The following is a 14346-nucleotide window of genomic DNA, read 5'->3' as shown; positions in this document are numbered from 1 at the left end:
ACAGTTCCTTAAAGCGCGATGCCGGTCTGGGGATCAAAGAGGTGGATCTTGGCGGGGTGGATGCGCAGACCAAGGCGGTCGCCTGCGGCCAGGCTGGTCCGCTCGGACTGGACGAGCTGGAAATTGCCGTCGGGCGAGGTGAGATAGGTGGCCGATCCGGTCGATTCGACCACGCCGATATCGAGGTGGAAGGTTGCGTCGTCCTCCGCCACGTCGAGATGTTCGGGGCGAATGCCGGCGATCACCGCCGTGCCCGGCTGCAGCTGGCGATGGAGCGGCAGGGTGCCGGCGCCATCGGCCAGCACGACGCCAGTGCCGGATTCGGCAATGTGACCAGAAAGGAAGTTCATGGCCGGCGAGCCGATGAAGCCGGCCACGAAGCGGTTGACCGGTCTGTCATAGAGATCGAGCGGGCGGCCCTGCTGCTCGATGATGCCATCGCGCATGACCACGACCCAGTCGGCCATGGTCATGGCCTCGATCTGGTCATGGGTGACATAGACCGAGGTGGCGCCGAGCCGGTCGTGCAAAGCGCGGATTTCCTTGCGCATCTGCACGCGCAGCGAGGCGTCCAGATTGCTCAGCGGTTCGTCGAACAGAAAAGCCTTGGGATTGCGGATGATGGCGCGGCCCATGGCGACGCGCTGGCGCTGACCGCCCGAGAGCTGGCGCGGGTAGCGACCCAGGAGGCTGGTCAGTCCGGTCGTGGCCGCAACCTCGGCCGCCTTCTGCCTGGCGTCAGCCTTGCCCACGCCATGTAGGCGCAGGGAATAGGTGAGGTTCTCCTCCACCGTCATGTGCGGGTAGAGCGCATAGGACTGGAACACCATGGCGATGTCGCGGTGCCGCGGCGGCACGCCGTTCATCGCCTTGCCGGCAATGCGCAGCTCCCCCGAGCTGATGGATTCGAGCCCGGCAATGGCGCGCAGCAGGGTGGACTTGCCGCAACCGGAGGGGCCTACCAGGGCGACGAAACTGCCCTTGTCGATGGTCAGGGAAATGCCCTTGAGCGCGTGGAAAATCCCATAATGCTTCTGGATATCGCGCATTTCGATCTGAGCGGTCATTTGAGGGCTCCCGAGGTGAGGCCGGATACGATACGGCGCTGCAGGATGACAAAGGCGACAAGGATCGGCGTCACATAGATCGCCGAATAGGCCATGATGGCGCTCCAGTCGGTCGAGTTGGGGCCAAGAAAGCCGGAGAGACCAACGCTGGCCGGCTGCAGAGCAGGGCTCTGGATGATGGACTTGGAATAGATATATTCGCCAAAGGCGCTCATGAAGGTGAGGATGGCGCAGACCAGGATGCCGTTGCGGGCCAGCGGCAGCACGATGAAGAAGAAGGCGCCGACGCGCGAATTGCCGTCGACCAAAGCGGCTTCCTCGAGTTCGCGCGGCACGCTCATGAAGGTGGCGCGGACCAGCACCACGAAGAACGGCATGGCCTTGGCTGCCGCCGCCAGCACGACCGCGGTACGCGGATAGCTGAGCAGGCCGACCTGGTTGAAGCCGACAAAGAGCGGCGTGATCATCACCGATGCCGGCAGCACCTGCAGCATCAGCACGAAGAACAGGCCGACATCGATCCAGTTGTTGCGATAGCGGGCCAGCACATAGGCGCAGCCGGTGCCCAGCACCACGGTGATGGCGGTGACGCCGCTGGCGATCAGCACCGAGTTCCACAGATAGGTGGGCATGGCGCGCCGGGCCCACACCTCGGGATAGATGCCGGGATTGGGATTGTTGGGCCAGAAGGTAGGCGGATTGGCGAACATCTCCGAGCCGGTCTTGAGGCTGGTGACATACATCCAGTAGAGCGGAAACAGGTAGACCGCGGCCAGCGCCAGGGCGACGGTGAGCAGGATCCAGGGCGTATAGGTCCGGGTCATCCGCGCACCTCGTGGCGGGTGGAGCGCACATAGACGACCGAGGCAAACAGCACGAGCAGGAACATCATCACCGATACCGTGGCGCCCTTGGCGAAATCATAGAGCTGGAAACTGAGCTGCCAGGACCAGTAGCCGGCGACGTTTGAGGTATTGGCCGGCCCGCCCTCGGTGAGCGCGGGGAACAGGTCGAACTGCTGCAGCGTGCCGATCAGGCCCAGCGACAGCACGGCGCCGATGGTCGGGCGCATCAGGGGCAGGGTGATGGTCCAGAAGCGTTGCAGGGCATTGGCGCCGTCAAGCTCTGCTGCTTCGTAGAGGTCGCGCGAAATGGCGGCCAGCCCGACCGAGAGCAGCAGCATGTTGAAGGCGAGGCCGAGCCAGATATTGGCGATGATCACGGCCCAGATGGAAAAGTTCGGGTCCGATTTCCAGAACACGTTGGCATCGATGATGCCGAGCGCCTTGAGGATGACGTTGAGCACGCCATAGTCGCCGGCCAGGATGAAGCTCCAGATGCCGCCGACCACGAGGCCCGGCATGACCCAGGAGACCAGGAACAGGCCGCGAATGGTCGATGCTCCCGGAAAGTCCTGCGCGAAGAACAGGGCCAGTGCGAAGCCGAGCACGAACTGGCCGGTCATCGAGCCGAAGACAAAGACCATTGTATTGCGCGTCACCAGCCAGAATTCGGGCTGCTGCACCACGGCGACGTAATTGTCGAAGCCGACAAAGGGGCGGAACAGCTCACCCAGGGTGAACATGTCCACCTGCTGGAAGCTCATCAGCACATTGTAGACCAGGGGGGCGCCGGCCAGAGCGAGCAGGAAAAGCAGGGCGGCGCCGACCAGCAGGATATCAAACCCCACCCCGTCCCGCAGCCAGCTGAAAAATCGCGACACCATATCCTCCAAGGGAGCTGAACAGAAAATGCCGGCCAGAGCATGCTCCGGCCGGCCCAGTCGGGAGGACTAGTTGAAAATGCCGTCGATGGTGGTCTGGGCCTGGTTCAGGGCGTCCATTGACGACATCTGACCGGTCAGGGCCTGCTGTTCGGCATCGTAGATGGCCTTGGAAATCTTCTGCCATTCCGGATGCGGCCCGCGTGGCTGGGCATATTGCAGCTGCTCCTGGAAGACCTTGAGGGCGGCATCCTTCTTTTCGATGCCGGTCACGGGCAGCGGGATATCGCCGCGCGCGGGCAGGTTGCCGAATTCGGGGAAGATGCGATCTTCCTGGCTCACGAAATATTCGAGCAGGCGGAAGGCCTCGTCGGGATGGGCCGTATTGGCCATGATGCCCCAGTTGAAGCCACCCAGGGCCGAGGAGCGCTCATCGCCATCCTCGATGGTGGGCAGCAGCGCCACGCCCCAGTCGAACTTGGCGTCCTCGACCATGCGGTCGATTTCCCAGGGGCCGGAAATGGCCATGGCGGCATTGCCGGAATTGAAGACGCCGGTGGAGTCCCACTGGCCGAGGCTCAGCACGTCGCGCGAGGCATAGCCGCTGTCGATCAGGCCCTTCCAGATATCGAGCACCTTGGCTGCGCCCTCGGTATTGACCTTGTCGGCGCCACCGCCCGACATCTGGATCACCGGCAGGAACTGGAACGTGCCCTCTTCACCGGCACGGGCCGAGAAGGTGATGCCATAGACATTGTTGGCCGGATCGGTGAGCTTTTCGGCATATTCAGCAACCTGGGCCCAGGTCTGGGGTGGCTCGGTCAGGCCGGCCGCGGCGAACAGGTCCTTGTTGTAGAAGATGCCGATGGTGTCGGTATATTTGGGCAGGCCGAACAGCTTGCCGTCCCAGGTCACCGAATTGAGCGGCCCTTCGAAATATTCCGCCTTGCTGACGATCTCGGAGCCGGCGACGCGGTCGGTGATGTCGAGCATGGCGCCGCGCGACGAGAACAGCGCGAAATCGGGATTGTCGAACGAGACGATGTCGGGCGCATTGCCGGTGGCGAAGGCGCGCAGCGTTTCGTTGACGATCTCGTCAAACGGGATGCCGCGATACTCGACCACGATATCCTCATTGGCGTCGTCGAACTCCTTGGAATAGGTGTCCGCGATGCCCGGCCGGTCGACGCCGTCAATGGACCAGACCGTCAGCTTTACCTGCGCGAAAGCCGGTGTGGCTGCGACCAAAGCGCCGACGGCCAAGCCGGCCAGTAGACCCAGTTTAGACAAGTGCATTATATCCTCCCTTGCGGCCTCGGCCGCGCTGCATACCGCTCGGGTTCCTCTTCCCTTGCGGCTTTCCTCGCTGCCACGGGCGGTTGCAACGCCTGTGGCAGCACTCCTCAAACCTCCTGAAGCACCTCTTGCCTGTTGGCATGGGCGAGTGCATCGCCGCCGCAGGATTGGCGCACCACGAGATGGCATGGCAGCGTGCGGATGCCCGGCTCGACCGGCTTGCCTTCGGCAAGGTCGAGGATCAGGCGGCCGGCCACGCGGCCGAGTTCGATGAGATTCATGTCCACCGTGGTCAGCGGCGGTCGCGTCGCGGCAGCGACGATTTCCCAATTGTCAAAGCCGATGACTGAGACGTCGGCCGGCACGGCGACACCGCGTTCGCGCAGCGCGTCCACGACCCCGCGCGCGATCTGGTCATTGCCACAGAAGATGGCGTCGGGGGGCAGTTCTTCCTGCCACAGCCGGGCCACCGCCGCGTGGCCCCAGGCTTCCGACCAGCTGCCGTGCAGCACCGGGGCCTCTGCGCCCGCAGCCGCCCGGAAGGCGCCGGCCCGGGCGGCCACCGAGGCAAAGCTTTCCGGCCCGGTCACATGCACCAGCCGCTGGCGCCCGAGCCCGAGCAGCCATTGCGTCGCCAGGCGCGCGCCCTGCGCATCGTCGGAGACCAGCGTTACCGCGTCCTCCGGGCCCTGGGTAAAGGCATAGACCACCGGCACCGGCAGGTCGGACAGGTCGACCGGCAGGCGGCGATCGATGCGCTTGCCGGTGGCGATGATGCCATCGACCTGCTTGTCGAGCATGGCATCGACATGGATCTTGCCCAGGGCGGCATCATCCTCGATGCCGCAGAGAAAGACCGACACGCCCCGGTCGACCAGCGCCGCATTGATGCCGGCCATGACCGGCAGGGTGAAGCGGCCATAGGTATCGTTGGTGAGCAGGCCAATGGTGAAACTGCGCTGCTGGGTCAAGGCGCGGGCCATGGCATTGGGACGGAAGCCCAGCGCAGCCGCCGTCTGCTTGACCCGGGTGCGGGTCGCCTCGGTCATGCGGCCGGTATCGTTGAGCGCCTTGGAGGCCGTGGCAACGCTGACGCCGGCAACGCGGGCGACGTCATAGATGCGTATCCGTTCTGCCTTGACCACGTCCTTATACCTCAAAGGAAAACCCTTTTCTCACCTTAGGTAAAACGGTTTCTCACAATACGTCAATAGTCATACTTATGAGCCGGCGGATACATATTCGCCGCCTCGGGCGGTCTTGAGATGGTTGAGGGCATGCACCTGGCCGGTCATTTCCAAGGCGTCGCGATAGACGGGGTCGTGCCAGCCCTCGATGTCGATTGAGCCGGTATAGCCGGCCAGGCGCAGCTCGGAGATCACGTCGGTCCAGTTGCTGTCGCCAAAGCCGGGGGTGCGCATGAAGACGAACTTCTCCTTGCCGAAAATGCCGTGTTCGCGGATCACCTCCCAGCGCACGGTGGCGTCCTTGCCGTGCACATGGAAGAACTTGTGCGCCCATTTGCGGATCTGGGGCAGCGGATCAATCAAGTAGACCAGCTGGTGGCAGGGCTCCCATTCAAGGCCGATATTGTCGTCCGGCGTCTCGTTGAACATCAGCTCCCAGGCATCGGGATTGTGGGCGATGTTCCAGTCGCCTGTGGCCCAATTGCCATCCATGGCGCAGTTTTCAAAGGCGATCTTGACGCCCTTGTCGGCCGCCCGCCTGGCCAGCTCGCTCCACACTTGCCTGTAGCGCGGCAGGCTGTCGGTCAGCACCTGGTTGCGGAGGCGGCCGGTAAAGCCGGCGACGCAGGTGGCGCCGAAATGGTGGGCATTGTCGATGCAGTCCTTCCAGCCCTGCAGGGTCTGGCGGTCCATCTCCTGGTCTTCGAGCGGATTGCCGAACATGCCCAGCGTCGAGATGGTGATATCGCGGGCGCCGATGGCGTCCAGGCTGCGCTTGCCCAGTTCGGCCAGGTCCTGGCCATTGGTGGTCTGCCAGAAGAAGGGCTCGAAGCTCTCAAAGCCCAGATCGGCAATGGCGGCGATATTCTCGGCGGCCTGGCCGGCGCTGGCCTGGATCATGGTGCCGATGCGGATCGACTTGGCGGGATTGGTCACGGTGCGGTTTCCTGGGCTTGGATGAGGACGCGCTGGCGGCTGCGGGCGCTTTGGATGGCGCCAAAGACCATGGCCAGGCTCTTGATATTGTCGCTGCCGGCAGTTTCCGGCTGGCGCCCCGCGGCAATGGAAGCGAGAAATTCGGCGATGACGCTGGCATGGCCCTCGGTCAGGGCGGCGTCGGCGGCCTCTGGGACAGCCAGCGGGACCAGGTCGCGGAAGAAGCCGGTCTCGCCGGCCACCTGATGGGCCTCGAAGTGCTCAAGCCCATCCCAGAGCAGCGTCCCCCTGGTGCCAATGATGCGCCAGGCGCCTTCCCAGCTGGTATTGGCGCCTTCGGCGCACCAAGAGCCGCGATAGTTGAAGACGATATCGCCGGCAAATTCGAAAATGGCATTGGCAGCAGCGCCATGGGCATACCAGGAGCCGGGCGGATTGGTCTCAAGGCAATAGACCGCCAGGGGCGCCGTCCCCGCCATGAAACGCGCTGCGTCGAGGGTATGGATGGCCATGTCGAGCAGCAGCACATTGTCCATCTGCTCGCGGAAGCCGCCGAAATGGGCGCCGACGAAGAAATCGCAATGCAGGGCGGTGAGCTGGCCGAGCGCGCCGCTTTCGATGACCTGGCGGATGCGGCGAATGCCGGCGACGAAGCGCCGGTTCTGCACCACAGCATGGATGCGTCCCGCCGCCCGGGCCTGGGCCAGCATCGCCTGTGCATCCTCCAGCGCCGGCGCCATCGGCTTTTCGGTCAGCACGTGGCAACCATGGCGGAGGCCGGTGGCCACGACATGCGGGCGCGCCGACGGCACGGCGACATCGAACAGCAGGTCGGCGCGGGTCTGGGACAGCACGGCGTCGAGGTCAGTGCCGATAATGGCGCCCGACAGGCCGAATTCGGCGGCCCGGGCCGCAGCCGTCGCCGCGTCGATATCGACCAGGCCGACGACCTCGACCTGCCCCTTGAGCAGGGGACTGTCGGCCAGGGCGGACAGCCAGCCCCTGGACATGGCTCCGCAACCCACGAGCACGGCTTTCAACGGCACCAGCAATCCTCCCGAACAGCGCAGCAGCCGTCTTGAGCGGCCTGCCTGCATGTTCCCGTAAACGTTTACGACGCTACAATCGGCGGCCAAAGCATGTCAAGAGTGCACCGTAAACGTTTTTGGCTAGATCGCGTTGGAACAGGGTGGCAGCACCAATGAAGGGCATTCGCAGGCTGGCGCAGCAGCTCGACATTTCGATCGGCACGGTGTCGCGGGCGCTCAATGGCCGCACCGATGTCAGCGAGGAGACGCGGCGCCGGGTCATCGAGGCCGCGGCGGCGATGGGCTATGCGCCCAACCAGGCGGGGCGCAGCCTGCGCCAGGGCAATACCAATGCGGTCGGCTTCATGATCGAGCTGGGCTCGGACGCGGGCAGCAATAACGACAATTTCTTTCTGGGCGTGTTCGACGGCGTGCAGTCGGCTCTGGCGCGACACCATCTCGACCTTGTCGTGCTGCCCTGCGCCACCGACGAGGACCCGACGCAATATGTGCAGCGCATGATCGCGCGGCATCTGGTCGATGCCATGATCATCTCGGCCACCCATCGCCGGGATACGCGCATCGACGTGCTGCAGGCGGCGCGCCTACCCTTCATCACGCTGGGCCGCTCGGCCACCGAGGGCGAACATCCCTGGATCGATCTCGATTTTGCCGGAGTCGCCCGGCGGGCGGTGGACCGGCTCGCCGCCGCCGGACATCGCCGCATCGCGGTGGCCGTGCCCAGCAATGACATCAATCTGGGTTTTGTCTTTCTCGACAGCTACAAGAGCGCGCTGACGGCCAATGGCCTGACCTTCGATCCCGCGCTGGTGTTCCGGGTGCCGTCCTCCGAGCAGGGCGGTTACCAGCTGGGGCATGACATCTGCGCCATGGGCGATCGGCCCAGCGCGGTGGTGCTCAATTATGAACTGCTGGCGCTGGGGCTCTATCGCCGGCTGGGGGAATCGGGGCTCACGCCCGGCCGGGATCTGGCGGTCATCGGCTTTCGCGAGGGGCCGGCCTCACGCTTTCTGGCGCCGACGCTGACCTGTTTCAGGCTGTCGCTACGTGAGCTGGGCATTGCGCTGGGCGAGGCGCTGCTGGCCTCGATGCCGGCCTATGCCGACATCTACCCCCAGGGCATCGTACGGCGCATCTGGCCGATGGAACTGGTGGCCGGCGAAAGCGACCGCGCCTGAGCGCGCCGCCGTGTTCAAGACAATCGGGGCCCGGATCGCCCCAAGCCTCCGGCCTGTGTGCTGGAGTCTGTGGCAGTCCGGGTCCCCGATAGGCGGCCGGGTGGCCACGGTCTTGCGCGTCCACCAAGGTTGTCGGATCTCTTCTGTCGGCTAGAAGCGGTAGTTGAGGCCGGCGCGGACGACGCCGAAGCGCTGGGTGATGTCCTGGCTGCCGATGGGCAGGCCGTTATAGGTCTGGGTGCCCAGGTCGACATAAAGGAATTCGGCCTTGAGCGAGATCTGCTCGCTGGCCTGGGCTTCAAGGCCCGCGCCGATGGTCCAGCCGACATGGTTGGCCGACTGCGAGGTCACCACATTGGCGGTATCGGTCAGGCTGGCCGAGCCGCGACCGGCGGCAAAGCCGGCCGTCACATAGGGCATCACCGCGCCAAAGGTCATGCCGGCGCGGCCGCGAATGGTACCATAGACGTCCGTGCCGGACTTGAACTTGCCGGTGGCGCCCATGTCCTGCTCGTAGCCGATCGAGGACATCTGGATGTCGGCCTCGCCGCCCAGCACGACGCCGCCCATATCCATATTGTAGCCGGCCTGGCCGCCGAACTGCCAGCCGGAGGAATTGTAGTCGGCCTTGGCGCCGCCAACGGAAGGCTGGCGGGTCAGCGTGCCCCAGCCATAGCCGGCATTGATGCCGGCATAAAAGCCTTCCCAGCTCGATGCCGGCGCGGCCGAATACATAGGGCTCGTGCCGCTGTTCCAGCCGAGATCGGCAGCATGGGCGGCGGTGGACAACAGCAGCAGGGCAGCAAGGGAAAGGGCCTGGCGCTTCATGGAAAACCTCGTCTGAATGGGCGTCGTGAACTTTCCCCTAAAATGCGACGCGATCCGTTAATACCTCGGTAAGGAACAAGGTTAACGCCATGCCGTAGCGCATGGCTGGCGTTCACTTTTATGCGTTGGGTGCAAGGCTTTGGCTGTGCAGGCGCGCGGCCCCGCAGAAGCGGATCGGCCGAGCAGCAATGTCATGGAACTGGTGCCCCCCGCCGGACTCGAACCGGCACGCCTCGCGGCGGAGGATTTTGAGTCTCCTCGTATTTGTGGTAAGGCTTTGTAATTGCTTGGGTAATTTAGCACCACATGGCACTATACCACCACGTTCTAGTTCTTGATTGCCTTGGGCTGGGGCTTCTGGTAGTCCCTGCCGCCGTGCCCTCCTGGCGGAATGGTAGACGCGACTGACTCAAAATCAGTTATCGAGAGGTGTGCCGGTTCGAGTCCGGCGGAGGGCACCACCCACTATCGTCCGCCACGATGCGGAGAAGGACAGGGCGTAGACGTATAGCTTCCACTTCGGATCCAGACGGAGCGCTTCTTCAACGCGGAACCCTTGGAAGGCCACCATGCGGATCACGTCAGCGAACAATGGGTCTTGCCGGCCTTCGAGCCACTGGGTGCATCGCTCCAGGTCCTCCGGTGTGAGCCACCACTTCTCCTGCACCTTCACGGGGAGGCGCTTCAGGACGATCTGCTTCTTGGTCAGCGGAGGGTCGCGCTCAAGGGCAACGGTGTTCACGGTGGAGAGGTATGAGATGTGGTGGTTGATGGTGTTGTTCGAGTTACCGCGCTCCACCTGGTGGAACTTCACGAGGGCGTCGATGTCCTCGGAGGTGATGTCCTCGAAGCTGAACTTGCCGCGCTTCTCAAGGAACTCGATGTCCACCAAGACGCTGGCATAGGCCTTGTCCCCGTGAGCCAGCTCCTTGTAGTGGGTGTCCATGGCCAGCTTGGCGGCGATGCGGAGGGTGCCCCGCTTGGTGTCGCTGACCTTGGTGTCACCTGTCTGCACGGGGTACTTGCCGTAGACCTCAAGGGCCTGGAGTATCTCCGCTTCGCGGGACTCGGCGGCAGCTTTGGTGCCCTTGAATGTCTGACGCACACGCTGGAAGCCTGGCAGGGCCTTGGAGTAGTAGACCTCAATCTGCCAGCTTGGTCCTCGTGCTCGGATCGACATTGGTATCCCCTACGGTGAAGTTCAGTTGGTCGCGGAGGTTGCGGCCTTGGCGTGTCAGGAAGACGATCTTGCGGCGGCGGTCGATGGGATGGACGCGGGTGCCTACAAGACCCATGCCCTCTACGCCAATTCGACGTTGTGTCCCCAAGTAGCGGAGATGACGGGACACGGTAGTCTCGGCAAGCCCTACGTGATGTGCCAGCTCGGTGATGGAGATTTCCGTCTCACCCTTCTGGTCCTCGCCCCACAAACACACTCCGAGGAATGTATTCATAATGGGGGCGTTAATTTCCTGCTGTATCGTGATGAATATGCGGTTTACCTCGAACACTTTCCGAAGTTGGCGGCGCTCGCTGGTCTGGCTCATGCTCTCTGCTCTGCTTATCTCTTGGATGGATAGACAGGAAGAACGGGCCGAACCAGACCTTATGGTCCCCCTGTGGGCTGCGCTCATATCCCATCTGCCACTGTGTTATGTCAAGACAGTGTGCCGAGTGGTTCCATCTTTCGAGATAAATGCTGTCGAACATGACGCTGATACTCCTCTTTCAGTGCCGCCCCCGGCTTTGGTGAATGGAGGGAGATGTTCCCCCTCCGTTCTCTTTTGTAGGAATTGTTTCCCAACGTCAACCCTTGGGGCCTAGCCCTCGGCGGACTTCTTGTCGGCTTCAGCGAAGGTCATGCCCTCGGCCTCGGCAAGTGTCTGCTCACTGGTTGGGTGCGTCGAGTAGGTAGTTCATGGGTCTCAGCCTCGTGTTGTGCGCTTGTAGGTGGCTGCCGTCTTCGGGCACTTGAAGGTCTCAACCTTGGTCCAAGACCCATCACGCCCACGGTCAAGGCGGGTCCTCGTGGCGCCCATCTTGTCGAGCTGCCGGTCGGGGCTGTCGGTGGTCTCAGGAAGGTGTGTTGCTGGTGGTGGAAGCAGTCGCACCACAACGGCGAGGATGCCCCACACAGCTAACGGAATGGCGATGATGATGTATGGTGTAAGCATCTGTGGCACATAGACAAAACCCGGAGTCTGCAACTAAGTGGCAGTATCTCTCCAAGATTTTGAGTCCTCTGCGTCTACCATTCCGCCAGAGGGGCACGGCATGGTCTCTAAACCAGGATGGGTTGGTCTGCAACGGGGTTTTGCGGTGGCTCAGCCAGCCAGTGCCAGGCGGGCCAGATAGACGGTGAGTACGCCCATGGCCATGGCGGCAAGGAGGTTTTTGGTCAGCCAATAGGCCAGCGTCGTGGTTGCGGCGGCGATGATGTCGGCGAGGCTGCCACCGACCAGGGCCGGCGCCACCAGGGCCGCCAGCACCGCGCCGGGTACGTGGCGGAGCCAGGCGGCGGCAAAGCCGTGCCGCGGCAGCCGATTGGCCAGCAGCAAGCCGCAGGCCTTGGTGGCCAGCGTCACCAGGGCCATGCCGGCAATGGCCAGCAGCGCTTCGGGGCTAGTCCACATGGCGTGCCCTGTCGGCAAAGGCACCGGCAAGGCTGCCGGTGATGCCGCCGATCAGGATATACCAGCTGCCCTCGATCAGTCTGGCGGCCAGGATGGCGCTGAGCGCGGCGACGGTCCAGGGGAGCAGGTCGGCCCGGCCCTTCCACATGCCCAGCAGCAGCGCCAGGAAGGCGGCGGTAAAGGCGAAGTCGAGGCCGTAGCGAGCCGGATCATCGATGGCCGAGCCGAGCTGGTGGCCGAGCAGGGTGGTCGCCATCCAGACGGTATAGGTCAGCACGCCGCCGCCGAGCAGGAAGGCGACGCTGCCGGTGCCGCGCTGCATGGCCAGCATGGTGATGGCCCAGTTCTCGTCGGAGACGAAGAACATCAATCCGGCGCTGCGACCGACGCTTCCGGGGGGAAACAGCGGGCGCAGCGTCGCGGTCAGCAGCAGGTAGCGCAGGTTGATGATGAGCGCGGCGATGATCAGCGGGCCGATGGGCAGGCTGGCGGGCGTGGCGTGCCACAGGTCGAGCGCGACGAACTGGGCCGAGCCGGCAAAGACCAGGCCGCTCATCAGCAGCACGTCGAGCGTGGTCAGGCCGGCGCCGCGCGCCAGCACGCCCCAGACCAGGCCATAGGCGCCCACCGAGATGACCACGGGCAGGCAGGCGCGGGCGCCGGCGAGAAACGGGGCGGCAAGATCACGGGGCCGGGTGGAATCGGTGGTCATGACCAAGAGATAGCGGGCCGGCAGGCCTGGCGCATCGGCAAAGTTGCTCTGGGTCATGACAAGTAGTGATCGGGGTCATGACCGGCGATGATCGCCGCGTCGCTCGGCGTTGACGCCCCGGTGCGCCGGGCGTAGAGACGGGCGCGTCATTGCCACGCCACCAGCGCCCGTCCAGCCGGCATCCCCCTTGATGGGGGTGTGAACAGGTCCCCGCAGCGGTCCGACAATCTTGCTGACCTCATGCATTTTGGGGCCGTGACGTGACGCGTCGGTTGAATGCTTGGAGTTTTTTAAATGATTTTGCAGTCCCGCCCGCTCTGGCAGCGGTTCGTGATTTTCCTGCTGCCGCTGATGGCGGCCAATATCCTGCAGGCGCTGTCGGGCACGGTCAGCGCGATCTATGTCGGACAGATGATCGGCGTGGATGCGCTGGCGGCCACGGCGACCTTCTTTCCCATCCTGTTCTTCCTGCTCAGCTTCCTCATCGGGCTGTCGTCGGGCTCAACCGTGCTGATCGGCCAGGCCTGGGGCGCGCGCAATATCGACAAGGTCAAGCAGGTGGCCGGCACCACGCTGATGACGGCCTTTGTCATGGGCGTGGTGGTGGCGGTGGTCGGGGTGACCTGGACCGAGCAGATCCTGAGCGTGCTGGGCGTGCCGGCCGATATTGCGCCGATCACCGCCAGCTATGCGCGCATCATGCTGGCCAGCATGCCCGGCTTTTTCCTGTTCATCGTGGCCACGTCGGTGCTGCGCGGGGTGGGCGATACCATGACGCCGCTGTTCTCGCTGATCCTGTCGCTGGCCGTCACTGCGCTGGTGACGCCAGCGCTGATCCAGGGCTGGTTCGGCCTGCCGCAGTTGGGCGTCAATGCGGCCGCGGCGGCCTCCATCTCCGGCTTTTTGACCGTGCTGGTGTTCCTGTTTGTCTATCTGCGGGCCCGAAGCCTGCCGCTGGCGCCCGATGCCAAGCTGCTGGCCGCCATGCTGCATCCCGATTTCAGGCTGCTCGGCCTGATCCTGCGCCTGGGCCTGCCGGCCGGGCTGCAGATGGTGGTGTCGTCCGTCTCAGGCATTGTGGTGGTGGGGCTGGTCAACCGCTTCGGCTCGGATGCCACGGCGGCCTATGGGGCGCTGGGCCAGGTGATGAGCTATGTGCAGTTCCCGGCCATGTCGATCGGCATTGCCGCCTCGATCTTCGGGGCCCAGGCGATCGGCGCCGGCAAGATCGACCAGCTCGGCGCCATTACCCGCACCGGGCTGGTGCTCAACGTGATCATCACCGGCTCGCTGGTGCTGCTGGCCTATCTGTTCAGCCAGCATCTGGTGGCGCTGTTCATCACCGATCCGGCGGTGGTCGACATGGCCGAGACGCTGCTGCATGTGGTGCTGTGGAGCATCGTCGCCTTTGGCGGCAGCGTGGTGTTTTCCGGCGTCATGCGCTCGAGCGGCACGGTGATCGCGCCGATGGTGCTGTCGCTGTTCTGCATCCTGGGCATTGAGCTGCCCGGCGCGATTGTGCTCAGCCAGACCAGCCTGGGCCTGAGCGGCATCTGGGTGGCCATGGCGGCCGGATTTACCATGATGCTGGTGCTGCAGGGCGCCTGGTACCTGCTGGTATGGCGCAAGAAGACTATTGTGGCGCTGGTCTGAGCCGGCGTCAGCCTCCCCCCGAAACGCAAAAGCCCCGGACCGCGGTCCGGGGCTTTTGTTTGGGGTCAAGGCCTGCTGAGCTGT

Annotated in this window: 13 protein-coding genes and 1 tRNA gene; 3 read left to right on the top strand and 11 right to left on the bottom strand. The window is 64.0% G+C overall.

Annotated features, from left to right (window positions below; all coding sequences use genetic code 11):
- Window positions 1-8: 8 nt before the first annotated feature.
- The 7 genes from AC4NN3_RS16715 to AC4NN3_RS16685 form a co-directional block, all read right to left on the bottom strand.
- Complete coding sequence (locus AC4NN3_RS16715; protein ID WP_491928223.1) at window positions 9-1067, bottom strand: ABC transporter ATP-binding protein; 1059 nt, start codon at window positions 1065-1067, stop codon at window positions 9-11.
- A complete protein-coding gene (locus AC4NN3_RS16710) occupies window positions 1064-1891 on the bottom strand; it encodes a carbohydrate ABC transporter permease (protein WP_193334455.1) in 828 nt (275 codons plus the stop codon). The genes AC4NN3_RS16715 and AC4NN3_RS16710 overlap by 4 nt, the downstream gene beginning before the upstream one ends.
- Window positions 1888-2790, bottom strand: a complete 903-nt coding sequence (locus AC4NN3_RS16705) for a carbohydrate ABC transporter permease (protein WP_491928222.1) — start codon at window positions 2788-2790, stop codon at window positions 1888-1890. The genes AC4NN3_RS16710 and AC4NN3_RS16705 overlap by 4 nt, the downstream gene beginning before the upstream one ends.
- A gap of 69 nt (window positions 2791-2859) precedes the next feature.
- A complete protein-coding gene (locus AC4NN3_RS16700; protein WP_491928221.1) occupies window positions 2860-4086 on the bottom strand; it encodes an ABC transporter substrate-binding protein in 1227 nt (408 codons plus the stop codon).
- Window positions 4087-4193: 107 nt separating this feature from the next.
- Window positions 4194-5231 (bottom strand): LacI family DNA-binding transcriptional regulator, encoded by a 1038-nt coding sequence (locus tag AC4NN3_RS16695; protein ID WP_491928220.1) that lies wholly within the window; start codon window positions 5229-5231, stop codon window positions 4194-4196.
- 75 nt (window positions 5232-5306) lie between these two features.
- Entirely contained in the window at window positions 5307-6209 is a 903-nt protein-coding gene (locus tag AC4NN3_RS16690) for a sugar phosphate isomerase/epimerase family protein (RefSeq protein ID WP_491928219.1), read from the bottom strand.
- Window positions 6206-7258 (bottom strand): Gfo/Idh/MocA family protein, encoded by a 1053-nt coding sequence (locus tag AC4NN3_RS16685; protein ID WP_491928292.1) that lies wholly within the window; start codon window positions 7256-7258, stop codon window positions 6206-6208. The genes AC4NN3_RS16690 and AC4NN3_RS16685 overlap by 4 nt, the downstream gene beginning before the upstream one ends.
- Window positions 7259-7410: 152 nt before the next feature.
- Here AC4NN3_RS16685 and AC4NN3_RS16680 point away from each other — a divergent pair, with 152 nt between their 5' ends.
- A complete protein-coding gene (locus AC4NN3_RS16680) occupies window positions 7411-8436 on the top strand; it encodes a LacI family DNA-binding transcriptional regulator (RefSeq protein ID WP_491928218.1) in 1026 nt (341 codons plus the stop codon).
- 150 nt (window positions 8437-8586) lie between these two features.
- Here the strand turns inward: AC4NN3_RS16680 and AC4NN3_RS16675 are convergent, their stop codons facing one another.
- Complete coding sequence (locus AC4NN3_RS16675) at window positions 8587-9264, bottom strand: outer membrane protein (RefSeq protein ID WP_491928217.1); 678 nt, start codon at window positions 9262-9264, stop codon at window positions 8587-8589.
- A gap of 377 nt (window positions 9265-9641) precedes the next feature.
- On the opposite strand from AC4NN3_RS16675, the gene AC4NN3_RS16670 reads away from it, so the two are divergent.
- Window positions 9642-9725, top strand: a tRNA-Leu gene (locus tag AC4NN3_RS16670).
- Between the two features lie 681 nt (window positions 9726-10406).
- Here the strand turns inward: AC4NN3_RS16670 and AC4NN3_RS16665 are convergent.
- The 3 genes from AC4NN3_RS16665 to AC4NN3_RS16655 form a co-directional block, all read right to left on the bottom strand.
- Entirely contained in the window at window positions 10407-10811 is a 405-nt protein-coding gene (locus AC4NN3_RS16665; protein ID WP_491928216.1) for a hypothetical protein, read from the bottom strand.
- 777 nt (window positions 10812-11588) lie between these two features.
- On the bottom strand, window positions 11589-11897 hold the full coding sequence (locus AC4NN3_RS16660) for an AzlD family protein (protein WP_491928215.1): 309 nt from the start codon (window positions 11895-11897) through the stop codon (window positions 11589-11591).
- Complete coding sequence (locus tag AC4NN3_RS16655; RefSeq protein ID WP_491928214.1) at window positions 11887-12666, bottom strand: AzlC family ABC transporter permease; 780 nt, start codon at window positions 12664-12666, stop codon at window positions 11887-11889. The genes AC4NN3_RS16660 and AC4NN3_RS16655 overlap by 11 nt, the downstream gene beginning before the upstream one ends.
- Before the next feature lie 237 nt (window positions 12667-12903).
- Between AC4NN3_RS16655 and AC4NN3_RS16650 the strand changes: the two genes are divergently transcribed.
- On the top strand, window positions 12904-14262 hold the full coding sequence (locus AC4NN3_RS16650) for an MATE family efflux transporter (RefSeq protein WP_491928213.1): 1359 nt from the start codon (window positions 12904-12906) through the stop codon (window positions 14260-14262).
- The last annotated feature ends 84 nt before the right edge of the window (window positions 14263-14346 follow it).

Source organism: Devosia sp. MDV22-iso42 (assembly GCF_058629155.1).
The sequence above is the reverse complement of the archived record's forward strand: the minus strand, read 5'-3'. Positions and strand labels throughout refer to the sequence as shown.

Coding starts and splice junctions, on each gene's coding strand:
- AC4NN3_RS16715 (WP_491928223.1), bottom strand. CDS start 1,067: ATGACCGCTCAGATCGAAATGCGCGATATCCAGAAGCATTATGGGATT.
- AC4NN3_RS16710 (WP_193334455.1), bottom strand. CDS start 1,891: ATGACCCGGACCTATACGCCCTGGATCCTGCTCACCGTCGCCCTGGCG.
- AC4NN3_RS16700 (WP_491928221.1), bottom strand. CDS start 4,086: ATGCACTTGTCTAAACTGGGTCTACTGGCCGGCTTGGCCGTCGGCGCT.
- AC4NN3_RS16680 (WP_491928218.1), top strand. CDS start 7,411: ATGAAGGGCATTCGCAGGCTGGCGCAGCAGCTCGACATTTCGATCGGC.
- AC4NN3_RS16675 (WP_491928217.1), bottom strand. CDS start 9,264: ATGAAGCGCCAGGCCCTTTCCCTTGCTGCCCTGCTGCTGTTGTCCACC.
- AC4NN3_RS16665 (WP_491928216.1), bottom strand. CDS start 10,811: ATGAGCCAGACCAGCGAGCGCCGCCAACTTCGGAAAGTGTTCGAGGTA.
- AC4NN3_RS16660 (WP_491928215.1), bottom strand. CDS start 11,897: ATGTGGACTAGCCCCGAAGCGCTGCTGGCCATTGCCGGCATGGCCCTG.
- AC4NN3_RS16655 (WP_491928214.1), bottom strand. CDS start 12,666: ATGACCCAGAGCAACTTTGCCGATGCGCCAGGCCTGCCGGCCCGCTAT.
- AC4NN3_RS16650 (WP_491928213.1), top strand. CDS start 12,904: ATGATTTTGCAGTCCCGCCCGCTCTGGCAGCGGTTCGTGATTTTCCTG.